Origin of the sequence: Pseudomonas sp. CDFA 610, from assembly GCF_021147865.1 — a bacterium.
Classification (GTDB): Bacteria; Pseudomonadota; Gammaproteobacteria; order Pseudomonadales; family Pseudomonadaceae; genus Aquipseudomonas; species Aquipseudomonas alliivorans.
Genome location: NZ_JAGTPM010000003.1, coordinates 415029 through 427877, shown reverse-complemented (window position 1 = coordinate 427877; position 12849 = coordinate 415029). Strand labels below are relative to the sequence as shown.

Genomic DNA, 12849 nt, shown 5'->3' with positions numbered 1-12849 from the left:
AGAATCCTTTCGGCAAGCTCTTATTTCAGGAACGTTTAGCGCTGTAGATCTTGAAACCGTTGCCTTGGGCACGGACTTCACAGGTGCCGACATGCTCTTCGATCAGCGGCTGATAGCGCAGGAAATTGTTCGCGACCAGACGCAGTTCGCCACCGGATTTCAGATGTTGGCGTGCTTTTCTCAGCAGGTTTTCGGTCGCCATGTAGTCGGTATGAACACCGACATGAAATGGCGGATTGCTCAGAATCGTGTTCAATCCCATAGGTGCAGCGTCGATTCCGTCACCGGTCAACACCTGTGCTTCAAGACCATTGGCTGCCAGCGTCAGACGCGAACTGGCCGCAGCGAAGGCGTCCACATCCAGCATCACCACATCGTTGTGCGGATAGCGACGCTTTACCGCCGCACCGAGAACGCCCGCGCCACAGCCGAAATCGAGCAGATTGCCGCTCGGGAGTTTGTCGATGTTTTCCAGAAGCAAAGCCGAGCCCCTATCCAGACGACCGTGGCTGAATACGCCAGGGAGACTGATGACGGCGAGCGGGCCATCCTGCAGATCAATCTGATAAGGCTTGGCGAGGCTTTCCAGGCTGACTGCCTGCGGGGCAGTTTCAACGGTGACCTGCCAGAGCTGACAGTGACGCGCGCTGTCCAGTTTGCGGGCCCGACCGAACGGGCTCAGTTGCCGGGCGGCGGCTTCGATACCGCCGCGTTTCTCGCCGACCAGAAACAGCTCGCGACCCTGAAGCCGTGAAGCCAGCGCGTTGAGCAGGTAGTCGGTCAGGTCGCGGGCCTTGGGCAGAAACAGCACGGCGGCGTCGAACGGCTCTTCCGGCGCCTCGACACCGAAGTGCGTGCGTCCGTCGAAGCGTGCATCCAATGCCGACTGATCTCCGGCGTGCCAGCACCAGCCACGGGCCTGCGGCAGCTTCCCGAGCAGGTCATCGGCAGGCAATCCGGCCAACAACAGCGAGCCCTGAAACAGCTCGGCCTGACGGAGTAATACTTCACTGCGCGGGTCCATGGAATGGCTCCTGAAAAAGCGCGCAGTTTAACAGGATTGGTGAGCGGGCATCCCGGAGAAAGGCGCAGGACCGGCAGCCTCCGACCCTTTTGTGCATGTAACGCAGAGCGTCACGGGCCGTATGCCCATGCCGCTCAGGATGCTTCGCGTCCCTGCACGGTGCGCCGCCGTGCAGCATCACCCACTCACAACCCTGACCGGCGCACCCGCGAAGAATGCCCGAGCGTTTTCGGTGACCTGGCTGACGATACGCTGGCGGGCTTCCTTCGCGCCCCAGGCACTGTGCGGGGTTATGATCAGGCGCGGAATGTCGCCTGCGAGCAGCGGATTGCCTGCCACTGGAGGCTCGACGCTCAGCACGTCCGACGCTGCGCCGCCCAGATGGCCGTTGCGCAGTGCGTCAGCCAGGGCCTGTTCATTGATCAGTCCGCCGCGCGCGGTGTTGACGATGAAGGCATGAGGTTTCATCAGGCTCAGTTCGTGTGCGCCGATCATGTTGCGGGTGTTGTCGTTGAGCGGGCAGTGAAGGGTGAGGGCATCGACCTGAGGCAGCAGTTCTGCCAGTGGCAGACGATCCGCCCGCGCTGGCCGCCCCGGAACCTGACCCAGCAGCACGCGCATGCCGAATGCCTCGGCCAGTCTTGCCACCGCACCGCCCAGTTCGCCATGGCCCAGCAGGCCCAGCGTCTTGCCTTCCAGCTCAACGATCGGAAAATCCAGCAGGCAGAATTGTTTCGACTTTTGCCACAGGCCCTGATGCACAGCCTGCTGGTAATCCGGCAGGCGAGTCGCGAGTGCCAGTAGCAGAAGCAGCGTGTGCTGGGCCACCGACGGCGTGCCGTAGCCCTGACAGTTGCACACCGTCACCCCATGTTCGCGGGCGGAAACCAGATCGATATTGTTGGTGCCCGTCGCGGTGACCAGAACCAGTTTGAGGTCCGGACACGCCGCGAACGTACTGGCATCGATCACGACCTTGTTGCTGATTGCGACCTGAGCACCTTTCAGGCGCTCCGCCACCTGCTCAGGTCCCGTGCTGGCGTGCAGCACCAGTTCGCCAACACTTTCACGCAACGTTGCCAGATCCAGATCGCCCAGATCCAGCGACGTGTGGTCGAGGAAAACTGCTCTGCCGGGATTGCTCATAGCTGTACCTTTTGCCGGGAAGTTGAAAAGCGTAGTGTGATCAGCCTATCAGAGCCAACGCTCATCACTCTTCCCTGGGAGGCTTCATGTATTGGCCGGAATTTCTCACCGTTGCACTGATCCATCTGCTGGCCGTGGCCAGCCCCGGTCCCGATTTTGCGGTGGTGGTACGCGAGAGCATTACCCACGGTCGCAAGGCGGGCACCTGGGCGGCGCTGGGTGTCGGCTCGGCGATTTTTGTGCATGTGGGCTATTCGCTTCTGGGCATCGGCATCATCGTTTCGCAATCCATTGTGCTGTTCAACGCCTTGAAATGGGCGGCAGCGGCGTACCTGCTGTACATCGGCTTCAAGGCCCTGCGCGCCAAACCTGCCAGCGCGTCGGATGACGTCATCAAGGCCCCTGTGGGCGAACGCACAGCAAAAGGCGCTTACGTCAGCGGTTTCGTCACCAATGGCCTCAACCCCAAGGCCACGCTGTTCTTCCTGTCGCTGTTCACCGTCGTCATCAACCCGCACACGCCTTTGTGGGTACAGGGCGGATACGGCGTTTACCTCGCGGCGGCGACTGCCTTATGGTTCTGTCTGGTCGCCCGTCTGTTCAGTCAGGCACGGGTGCGCGCCGGTTTCGCGCGAATGGGTCACTGGTTCGACCGCGCGATGGGCGGAGTGCTGATCGCGCTGGGCATCAAGCTTGCGCTGACCGAGGTGCGCTGAGTTTCGGGTAAATGAACGTGCAGGTTCGTGTGGCAGAGTGCGGTGGTTGCAGCGGAGAATGGCTGGCCAGACGCCTGCATGGCTTGGATGAACAAATCATCATTTTGGCTGATTTGGCTGGCGAGGCGATGTTCTAGAGTCCATATTTCAGGCTTGGCCTGTGAACTTTGGAAAGGGACTCATATGTTACAGACTCGCGTTCTTCCGCCAGCCGATGGCGCTTATCAGTACCCTCTGTTGCTCAAACGGCTTCTGATGTCCGGCAGTCGCTATGAAAAAACGCGTGAAATCGTATACCGGGACTCACTCCGCTATACCTATGTCGAACTCAATGAACGTATCTGTCGCCTTGCCAATGTGCTGACAGCGGCCGGGGTAAAGGCTGGCGATACAGTGGCAGTCATGGATTGGGACAGCCACCGGTATCTGGAGTGCATGTTCGCGATTCCGATGATTGGTGCGGTGATACACACCGTCAACGTGCGACTCTCGCCGGAGCAGATTGCCTACACCATCAACCATGCCGACGATCGGGTTGTGCTGGTCAATAGCGAATTTACAGGCCTTTACAACGCTATCGCGGGGCACCTGACCACCGTCGAGAAGACCCTGCTGTTGACCGATCTGCCGGAAAAGACTGCGGATTTGCCGAATCTGGTTGGCGAATACGAGGAACTGCTGGCGGCGGCGAGCCCCGAGTATGAATTCGAGGATTTCGACGAAAACTCGGTCGCCACCATGTTCTACACCACGGGCACGACAGGTAACCCCAAAGGTGTGTACTTCACCCACCGGCAACTGGTCCTGCACACCATGGGAGTTGCGACCATCATGGGGTGCATCGACAGTGTGCGGCTGCTGGGCACCGATGATGTCTACATGCCGATCACCCCGATGTTCCATGTGCATGCGTGGGGGATTCCCTACGCCGCGACCATGCTCGGGCTCAAACAGGTCTATCCCGGTCGTTACGATCCTGAGTTGCTGGTCGAGCTGTGGCGCAAGGAGAAGGTGACGTTCTCCCATTGTGTGCCGACCATCATGCAGATGCTGCTCAACGCCAAGTCTGCTGCTGACATTGATTTCGGCGGCTGGAAGATCATCATCGGCGGCAGCTCGCTTACGCGCACGCTGTACAAGGCGGCCAAGGCGAAAGGGATTCAGCTCACGGCGGCTTACGGCATGTCCGAAACCGGGCCGCTGATTTCCGTGGCGCACATCAACGAAGAGCTGAAAGCGGGCAGTGAAGACGAGCGCATCACCTACCGGATCAAGGCGGGTGTGCCGGGAATGCTGGTGGACGCGGCGATCGTCGATGAAAACGGCAACTTTCTGCCCGCCGATGGCGAAACCCAGGGCGAATTGGTGTTGCGTGCACCCTGGCTGAGCGAGAGCTACTACCGGGAGCCTGAAAAGGGTGCCGAGATGTGGGCGGGCGGCTGGATGCACACAGGAGACGTTGCGACGCTGGACGGCATGGGCTTCATCGACATCCGCGACCGCATCAAGGACGTGATCAAGACCGGCGGCGAATGGATTTCCTCCCTCGCGCTCGAAGACCTGTGCAGTCGCCACCCCGCCGTGCGCGAAGTGGCCGTGGTCGGTATTCCTGATCCACAGTGGGGCGAGCGGCCTTTTGCGTTGCTGGTGGTGCGCGAAGGGCATGAGCTGGACGCCCGGATTCTGAAGGAGCATCTCAAGCCTTTCGTCGAGCAGGGACACATCAACAAGTGGGCCATTCCCAGCCAGATCGCGCTTGTTACTGAAATTCCCAAAACCAGTGTCGGCAAGCTCGACAAGAAGAAAATGCGCCTGGACATCGTCCAGTGGCAGAACAGCAACAGTGCGTTTCTTTCCACGCTCTGACTGATTTTCACGCTGCGCACCTGCCGCGCAAGTCAGTGCGGCAGGCACTTACGTCGAGGACACCGCTCTGCACCTTGCCAAATCGCCAATATAAGCCATTCTCCCCTCCAGGCCTGTCGCACAGTTCCTCCGGAACAGGCGGGCCAGAGGCGTTGATGCTGCAAATCACACTTTAGAGGGATCTGGCATCAGCGCCTGCTGGATATAGTCGGCATAGGGAATGCGCAAGAGCGGAAGTACATTTTGTGTTGGCGCCATCCAGGCTGCCTGATGAGTGTTGCCAGTCAGTTTTGATTCGACTGCCGAGTCGTTTTTGGAATTTCCCACTGCCATAACAATAAAAGCACATGGAGTAGCGTCGATGACAACAACCAACCCCTTCTGGCGCCGGGCAAAACTGCCCCTGGCCGTCAGTCTTGCCTCTTCGCTCGCCGGTCCTGCTTTCGGCGTTTCCTTCAACATCGGCGAGATTGAAGGCAGTTTCGACTCCTCGCTCTCTGTGGGTGCCAGCTGGTCGACCGAAAAGGCCAACAAGAACCTGATCGGCGCCAACAATGGCGGGCGCGGGCTGTCGCAGACGTCAGACGATGGCCATTTGAACTTCAAGCGTGGGGAGACGTTCTCGAAGATCTTCAAGGGTATCCATGACCTGGAACTGAAGTACGGCGACACCGGCGTGTTCATGCGTGGCAAGTACTGGTACGACTTCGAGCTCAAGGACGAAGGTCGCGAGTTCAAGGACATCAGCGATTCGAACCGCAAGGAGGGCGCCAAGTCGTCCGGGTTCCAGTTGCTGGATGCTTTCGTCTATCACAACTATTCGATCGCTGATCAGCCAGGCTCGGTCCGTTTCGGCAAGCAGGTCATCAGTTGGGGTGAAAGTACCTTCATCGGCGGCGGCATCAACAGCGTCAACCCTATCGATGTGTCCGCGTTCCGTCGGCCTGGCTCGGAAATCAAGGAAGGCCTGATTCCGGTCAACATGTTCTACCTGTCGCAGAGCCTGACCGACAACCTGTCGGCCGAAGGTTTCTACCAGCTCGAGTGGGACCAGACGGTCACCGACAACTGCGGCACGTTCTTTTCGCAACCTGACGTCATCTCCGACGGCTGTGACAACAACCTCGCCGTACTGCGCAGCCGCAGTGGTCTGAACACCTCACTGGCCGCAGCGGGCCTGCCGGCTGCAGCGCGCGGTGCCGTGTTCAACTCGCTGAGCCAGCAGGGCGTGGTGTTCGGCAATCCTGACGAAGGCGCGATCGTGCGCCGTGGTCCTGACCGCGATGCGCGTGACAGCGGCCAGTTCGGTTTCGCCCTGCGTTATAACTATGAGCCGCTGGATACCGAGTTCGGCGCCTACATGATGAACTACCACAGCCGTGCGCCGATCTTCAGCGGACGCGGCGGTTCGGCAGCCTCTTTCAGCCCGGCCGGTCTGGTGGGTTCGCTGGTGCGCAACGGCATTCCGCAGGCCACGGCCGCGCGTCTGGCACCGACCTTGCTGCCTGTCGTGGTGGCCGGTAACTCCAGCTATTACGTCGAATACCCTGAAGACATCCGTTTGTATGGTCTGAGCTTCTCCACCACACTGCCTACCGGCACCGCGTGGAGTGGTGAAATCAGCTACCGTCCGAACGCGCCGGTTCAGGTCAACACCACGGACATCCTGTACTCGGGCATTTCGCCGCTCAACCCGAACGTTTCGCTGCTGAACGGTCAGCCCAACACCGACCAGCCGGGTTATCGCCGCAAGGAAATCACTCAACTGCAGACCACCTTCACCCAGTTCTTCGATCAGGTCATGGGTGCCGAGCGTCTGACCCTGGTGGGCGAGGTAGGCTTTACTCATGTCGGCGGTCTGGAAAGCACTTCCGAGATCCGCTATGGCCGTGACCCGGTCTACGGACCCGGACCGTTGCCGGGTGGCCAGTGCGCCGCACTCAACGCAGGCACCCTCACTGGTGCCGATCAGAACAACCTGACCCGCTACTGCGAGAACGACGGTTTCACCACCTCCAACTCCTGGGGCTACCGCGCTCGCGCCATCTGGGACTACAACAGCTTCTTCGCCGGTGTAAACCTGCGCCCGAGCGTGGCCTGGTCGCATGACGTCAAGGGCTACTCGCCAGGCCCTGGCGGCAACTTCGAGGAAGGACGCAAGGCGGTCAGCCTCGGTCTGGATGCCGAGTACCAGAACACCTACACCGCAGCCCTTTCCTACACCAACTTCTTCGATGGGAAGTACACCACGGTTGATGACCGCGACTTCGTTGCGCTCAGCTTCGGCATGAACTTCTAAGAACACGGTTTTTTCGGGATGACGATAAATATGAAAATAACAAAGGGTCTGTTGCAAGCCGGTCTGTTGAGCGTGTCGCTGTTGGCGACCAGCGTGATGGCGGCAGTGTCTGAATCCGAGGCAGCAAAACTGGGGACGTCCCTGACGCCCATGGGGGCAGAAAAGGCGGGCAACGCGGCGAACACTATTTCGGCCTGGACGCCGATGCCGAAAAACGCCGGAGCGGTCGATAGCAAGGGGTTCCTGGCCAATCCGTATGCCAGCGAAAAGCCGTTGTTCACCATCACGGCGGCCAACGTCGAGCAGTACAAGGACAAACTGGCACCCGGCCAATACGCAATGTTCAAGCGCTACCCGGACAGTTACCGGATTCCGGTGTATCCGACGCACCGTGGTGCAACCGTGCCGGACGAGGTCTACGCAGCCATCAAACGTAACGCGACCACCACCAAACTGGTCGGCGGCGGCAGCGGTCTGGAGAACTTCGATACCGCCATCCCGTTTCCAATCCCTGCCAACGGCGTCGAGGTGATCTGGAACCATATCACCCGCTACCGTGGCGGGAGTGTGAAGCGACTGGTGACCCAGGCCACTCCACAGCCCAACGGCTCCTACAGTCTGGTGTATTTCGCCGACCAGTTCGTATTCCGCGACAAGATGCGCGATTTCGATCCCAAGAATCCGGGCAACGTCCTGTTCTACTTCAAACAGGAAGTGACCGCGCCGGCACGGCTGGCCGGTGGCGTGCTGTTGGTCCACGAAACACTCGATCAGGTGAAAGAACCGCGTTCGGCCTGGCTGTACAACGCGGGGCAGCGTCGCGTGCGCCGTGCTCCGCAGGTGTCGTATGACGGTCCGGGTACTGCATCTGACGGCTTGCGCACTTCCGATAATCTGGACATGTACAACGGCGCGCCGGATCGCTACGACTGGAAACTGATCGGCAAGCAGGAAATGTACATCGCCTCCAACAGCCACAAGCTGGACGATCCGACGCTCAAGTACGCCGACATCATCAAGGCCGGTCACATCAACCAGGACCTGACCCGTTACGAGCTGCGTCGTGTCTGGCACGTGACTGCAACCCTGAAGGAAGGCCAGCGCCATATCTATGCCAAGCGTGACTTCTTCATCGACGAAGACACCTGGCAGGCGGCGGTGATCGACCACTACGACGGTCGCGGCCAACTGTGGCGCGTCGCGGAGGCTCATGCCGAGAACTACTACGACAAGCAAGTGCCGTGGTACGCCATTGAAACACTTTACGACCTGCAATCGGGCCGTTACGTGGCGCTGGGCATGAAGAACGAAGAGAAACGTGCCTACGAGTTCGGCTTCACGGCTGGCACCAGCGACTTCACGCCAAACGCGCTGCGTCAGGAAGGCGTTCGTTAAACATCGGTTTGTAGCGCTTGTGGATACACGCAGCGCGTCCACGGAAACCGTTTGAAAAGTAAAGCCCCGTCCGCGGGGCTTTTTTGCGTTTGGCCCCATGTCTTATAAGTTGTAGGAATTTTGTTACAGTCTTTTCAATGATGACCTTCAAAACGATCCGCTAACCCGCTAGTCTCCGAGCACTGCCAAGCCGAACAAATCGATTCATACAAGAGCCGGCCATGACTGATCTGTCCCGTATGCAAGGGTTCGCAGACAGCGCGATTCCTGCGTTGGAAGGGCGATTCTTCCGACCGCCACTGCCCGATGGCTATGTTCCCAGACCCCGATTGTGCCAGCGCCTTCACGAAGGCTTGTCTGGGCGATTGCTGCTGGTCTGCGCTCCGGCAGGTTTTGGCAAAAGCTCGCTGGCGGTCGAGTTCTGTCAGGCGTTACCAGACAAATGGCAAAGCGTGTGGCTGGGGCTGAGCTCCAGAGACCACGATCCCGGGCGTTTTCTGGAGCGTCTGCTGGCAGGGCTTCAGCAGTTCTTTCCGCAGTTGGGCGCTCAGGCAATGAGCTTGCTGAAAATGCGCCAACGCCATCAGCCCTTTGCATTTGAACCCTGGCTCGACGGGCTGCTGGACGAACTGGCCGTTCACCTGATGCTTAGCCAGCCGCTACTGCTGGTCCTCGACGACTATCACCTGGCACAGGGCAGCGTGCTCGATCGTTGCCTGCAGTTTCTGCTCAACCATTTGCCGGCCGGTCTGGTGGTGATGGTGACGAGCCGTCAGCGACCTGACTGGCATCTGGCACGCCTGCGTCTTTCACGCCAGTTGCTTGAAATCAACGAGCATGACCTGAGGCTTACGCATGCCGAGTCCATGGCATTGCTGGACCAGCACAGCCGCTCGCTCGACAACGAAGCGCTGCAAAGACTGATTCAGCGCAGTGAGGGCTGGGTGGCGGGGCTGCGTTTCTGGTTGCTGGCGGCCGCCGAAGCCGGTGATGACAACGCATTGCCTCAGTCACTGCACGGCGGTGAGGTGATGATTCGGGAATACCTGTTGGAGGAGGTCATCGATTGTCTGCCAGCCGAGGCTCAGGCATTTCTCTATGAAACGGCGTGCCTGGAACGTTTTTGCAGCGCGCTGTGCGACGCGGCCCGGGACACCCATGACAGCGCCGAGATGCTGCGCTACCTGCAGGCGCATCAGGTATTTCTGGTGCCGCTTGACGAACAGGGTCACTGGTTTCGTTATCACCATCTGTTCTCCGACCTGCTGCGCACCCGGCAGGCCAGCGGTCCACAGCAGACACGACTGCACCTGAACGCCTGTCGCTGGTTCAGCGGCCAGGGCCTGATTGATGAAGCGGTTGAACAGGCCCTGCGCGCCGGGCACCTGGATGTCGCAGCCAATCTGGTGCAGAACCTGTCCGAAGAACAGTTGTTGGCCGAACAGAACGTCGGCATGTTGCTGCGCTGGAAGATGGACTTGCCCGACAGCCTGCTGACCAGCACGCCGCGATTGATCGTGCTGTACGCCTGGGCACTGGGGCTGGCCTGCCAGTTGGACGCCGCTGAAGAACTGGCCAACCAGTTGAGTCGTTTCCTGCCCGCGCCCTCGGCTACCGCGCAAAAATCCATGCTGGCCCAGTGGCTGGCGCTGAGCGGTGTCATCGCTCGTGGTAGAGGCGACAGCGACAGGACGCTGCGTTATTGCGGCGAAGCCCTGCTCAGTCTTCCCGAAAAACGTTATGGGCAGCGCCTGGTCTGCCTCTCGACCCTCGCCAATCTGGCTATCGCCCAAGGCGACCTCTGGCGCGCCCGTGCGTTGAATCGCGATGCACTGGAACTGGCGCAACGGGTTGCAAACCCGCTGTTCGAGGCGCTCGCTCACTATGATCGCGCCAGAGCCTTGCAGGCGCGGGGCGAAATTCTCCGGGCGCTCGACGAAGTGCGTCAGGGGCTGCAACGCCTCAAAGGATTGTCCCCGTCTCGTCTGTATGCGGTCCGGGCTCGCCTGACCTTGTATGAAGGCTACCTGCTGACGTTGCGCCTGGAGGTCGACGCCGGGCGTGCCAGGTTGCTCGCTGGTCTGGCTGAAGCCCATGCCTGCCGCGACATCAGCGTGCTCATCGGTCATTGTGTGATTGCCACGATGGAGGGCTGTGCAGGGCGTTTCGCTGAAGCCTTTGCTGAACTGGCCGAGGCTGAACGGTTGATGCATATCTGGGATGTGCCGCCGATTTATTACCTGGCAATGATCACGCTGGTCAAATGCGAACTCTGGCTGGTGCAGGGCCGCATCGATCTGGCCGAGGCCTGGTTGCTGCGCCTCACTCAGACCTACACCGGCGAGCTGGCGGCGGGCGCGCCTGAATGCCACCCTCAGTTGCCCCAGCAGATCGAGTTGCAGCGCGCCATGCTCGAACGGATTCACGGCGACCATTGCGCCAGCGAGAAACGTCTGCGGGCACTCGAAGAGCACGCCCATCGTATCGGTGCGCAATTGGTCGGCCTCGTCGCCGTGACCCAGCATATCGGCCTTCTGCTCGACGCCGCCCGGTACGATGAAGCACAGGACCGACTGTTGCGAAGCCTGAAGACGGCCGCTGGCGGTGCGTTGTTTCCGTTCCGCACCTTGCTGGGCGAGCACCCGCAATGGCTTCGCGAACACTTGCTTCAGGCGCCGCCCTGCGCTGTGCGTGATGCGCTGCTTGATCAGCTTCCGGCATCCCCGGCGCCTCCCGCCGCAGAGTTCATGCACGGCAGCGACTGCCTGAGCGTGCGCGAACTGGACGTGCTGCGATTGATCGCACAAGGCTGTTCGAATCAGGAGATCAGCGAGCAGTTGTTCATCTCGCTGCATACGGTCAAGACCCACGCCAGCCACATCAACAGCAAGCTGGGCGTGGGGCGTCGGACCCAGGCTGTGGCGAGAGCCAAGTCGCTGGGGCTGTTGAGCTAGTCCGAAGACGCCTGACCGGGCCTGATGCCTGACCAGAGGTGGTCGACGCTGTCCAGGCCCCAGTCGGCGGGGAGTTCGATCTTGATGATAGCGTCCCGGTCCTCGCTGTTCGCCAGATCAATGATCTGCGGTGCGAAGGTCTTGCGGGTACGTGCGGACATGAAGACCTTGACCCTGGGTGTCAGCAGCGACGTTTCACTCTGCTCCATGACCACGCCCAGCCGTCCGCTTTCCAGGCGCACAAGCGCACCCACCGGATAGATGCCCACGGTCTTGACGAAATTCTGGAACACCATGTCATCGAAGTGGCCTTTCCAGGAAGCCATCTCGCGAATCGAATGTGCAACACCCCAACCCTTTTTGTACGGCCGGTCCGAGGTGATCGCGTCATACACGTCGCAGACCGCACTCATTCTGGCGAAGATGCTGATGTCCGACCCTTGCAATCCATCGGGGTATCCCGAGCCGTCGACCTTTTCATGGTGGTGCAGACAGACATCCATTACCAGCGCCGCGACTGGCAGATTTTCCTCGAGAATTTTCAGACCCTGTTCGGGATGGGTTTTCATCAGGGTGAATTCTTCGACGGTCAGTCTGCCGGGTTTGTTGAGGACCTCCGGAGCAATCATCATTTTTCCGACGTCATGCATGAGTCCCGCTACGCCGGCCTCCCTGACCTGTTCATTCTTCATGCCCATCCGCTTTGCGAGCGCCACCATCAACGCGCAGACGGCAACCGAATGCATGTAGGTGTATTCATCCGACGTCTTGAGGCGGGACAGGCTGATCAGGGCGTGAGGGTGTCGCAGGATCGAGTTGGAAATTTCCTCGACCATCAGGTCCACATTGTCCATCTTCATCGCCTGCCCCATCCGGGCCTCGGTGAACATGTTCATCACGACATCACGGGCTTTGCCGCAGATGGCTTTGGCGCGTTCGACCTCCTGCTCCAGGCTGACCGTTGCCTCGTCATCATGCGCCGGAGTCGGTGTGGGGGCTGACATATGATCACGACCCTGGCGCGTGTCGATCCACACCTCGAGCGTATCGGAGGACTGAATGCGTTTGAGTACGTCACTGTCGTGAAGAACGGTTTCTACGTGGGTTACCCAGAATGGGTCATTGTTCCAGGGACGACAGAACTTGTGGATGTGCATGCCGAGGCTGAGTTCGGAAACGGGAATTTTTTTCAGCATGCTCAGCCACCCAGACCCTGTTCTATAGAACAGCCTGTGCATGAACTGCACGTAGCGGAGCGTTTGGATTGTCCGGCCTGATGGATCGACATGACTTCACCTTATTGACTGCAAGGATCATCCTGATCTCGTAATGCCAGTATAAGCAGTACTTCAGGAAAAAATCTTGTGTATTTACCTGACGCCAATAAGTTGTTGTTTCTGTTTTTATTCTTTTAAATCAGTGGGTTGTAGCATTAATTGTTTTCGCGTC

Annotated in this window: 8 protein-coding genes; 5 read left to right on the top strand and 3 right to left on the bottom strand. The window is 59.5% G+C overall.

Translation table 11 applies throughout. The annotated features are described in order from the left end of the window. Positions 1 to 25: 25 nt before the first annotated feature. On the bottom strand, positions 26 to 1024 hold the full coding sequence (locus KDX39_RS07425) for a class I SAM-dependent methyltransferase (protein WP_231659875.1): 999 nt from the start codon (positions 1022 to 1024) through the stop codon (positions 26 to 28). A gap of 177 nt (positions 1025 to 1201) precedes the next feature. Beyond that, positions 1202 to 2170: a 2-hydroxyacid dehydrogenase gene (locus tag KDX39_RS07420; protein ID WP_231659874.1), complete on the bottom strand. Its 969-nt coding sequence runs from the start codon at positions 2168 to 2170 to the stop codon at positions 1202 to 1204. An 86-nt stretch (positions 2171 to 2256) separates the two neighbouring features. Here KDX39_RS07420 and KDX39_RS07415 point away from each other — a divergent pair, with 86 nt between their 5' ends. From KDX39_RS07415 to KDX39_RS07395, 5 genes are all read left to right on the top strand, one after another. Next, positions 2257 to 2886, top strand: coding sequence for a LysE family translocator (locus KDX39_RS07415; protein ID WP_231659873.1), 630 nt, complete (start codon positions 2257 to 2259; stop codon positions 2884 to 2886). Between the two features lie 183 nt (positions 2887 to 3069). Continuing rightward, entirely contained in the window at positions 3070 to 4752 is a 1683-nt protein-coding gene (locus KDX39_RS07410) for a fatty acid--CoA ligase (protein ID WP_231659872.1), read from the top strand. Positions 4753 to 5113: 361 nt separating this feature from the next. Further along, on the top strand, positions 5114 to 7051 hold the full coding sequence (locus KDX39_RS07405; RefSeq protein WP_231659871.1) for a DUF1302 domain-containing protein: 1938 nt from the start codon (positions 5114 to 5116) through the stop codon (positions 7049 to 7051). A 30-nt stretch (positions 7052 to 7081) separates the two neighbouring features. After that, positions 7082 to 8446: a DUF1329 domain-containing protein gene (locus KDX39_RS07400; protein ID WP_184318504.1), complete on the top strand. Its 1365-nt coding sequence runs from the start codon at positions 7082 to 7084 to the stop codon at positions 8444 to 8446. Positions 8447 to 8667: 221 nt separating this feature from the next. Continuing rightward, complete coding sequence (locus KDX39_RS07395; RefSeq protein WP_231659870.1) at positions 8668 to 11400, top strand: LuxR C-terminal-related transcriptional regulator; 2733 nt, start codon at positions 8668 to 8670, stop codon at positions 11398 to 11400. Here KDX39_RS07395 and KDX39_RS07390 read toward each other — a convergent pair. Further along, positions 11397 to 12596, bottom strand: coding sequence for an HD-GYP domain-containing protein (locus KDX39_RS07390; protein WP_231659869.1), 1200 nt, complete (start codon positions 12594 to 12596; stop codon positions 11397 to 11399). The genes KDX39_RS07395 and KDX39_RS07390 overlap by 4 nt on opposite strands. Positions 12597 to 12849 lie beyond the last annotated feature (253 nt).

Excerpts from the sequence above, each read along its gene's own strand:
- KDX39_RS07390 (WP_231659869.1), bottom strand. The coding sequence starts at position 12,596 with ATGCTGAAAAAAATTCCCGTTTCCGAACTCAGCCTCGGCATGCACATC.
- KDX39_RS07400 (WP_184318504.1), top strand. The coding sequence starts at position 7,082 with ATGAAAATAACAAAGGGTCTGTTGCAAGCCGGTCTGTTGAGCGTGTCG.
- KDX39_RS07410 (WP_231659872.1), top strand. The coding sequence starts at position 3,070 with ATGTTACAGACTCGCGTTCTTCCGCCAGCCGATGGCGCTTATCAGTAC.
- KDX39_RS07395 (WP_231659870.1), top strand. The coding sequence starts at position 8,668 with ATGACTGATCTGTCCCGTATGCAAGGGTTCGCAGACAGCGCGATTCCT.
- KDX39_RS07425 (WP_231659875.1), bottom strand. The coding sequence starts at position 1,024 with ATGGACCCGCGCAGTGAAGTATTACTCCGTCAGGCCGAGCTGTTTCAG.
- KDX39_RS07420 (WP_231659874.1), bottom strand. The coding sequence starts at position 2,170 with ATGAGCAATCCCGGCAGAGCAGTTTTCCTCGACCACACGTCGCTGGAT.
- KDX39_RS07415 (WP_231659873.1), top strand. The coding sequence starts at position 2,257 with ATGTATTGGCCGGAATTTCTCACCGTTGCACTGATCCATCTGCTGGCC.
- KDX39_RS07405 (WP_231659871.1), top strand. The coding sequence starts at position 5,114 with ATGACAACAACCAACCCCTTCTGGCGCCGGGCAAAACTGCCCCTGGCC.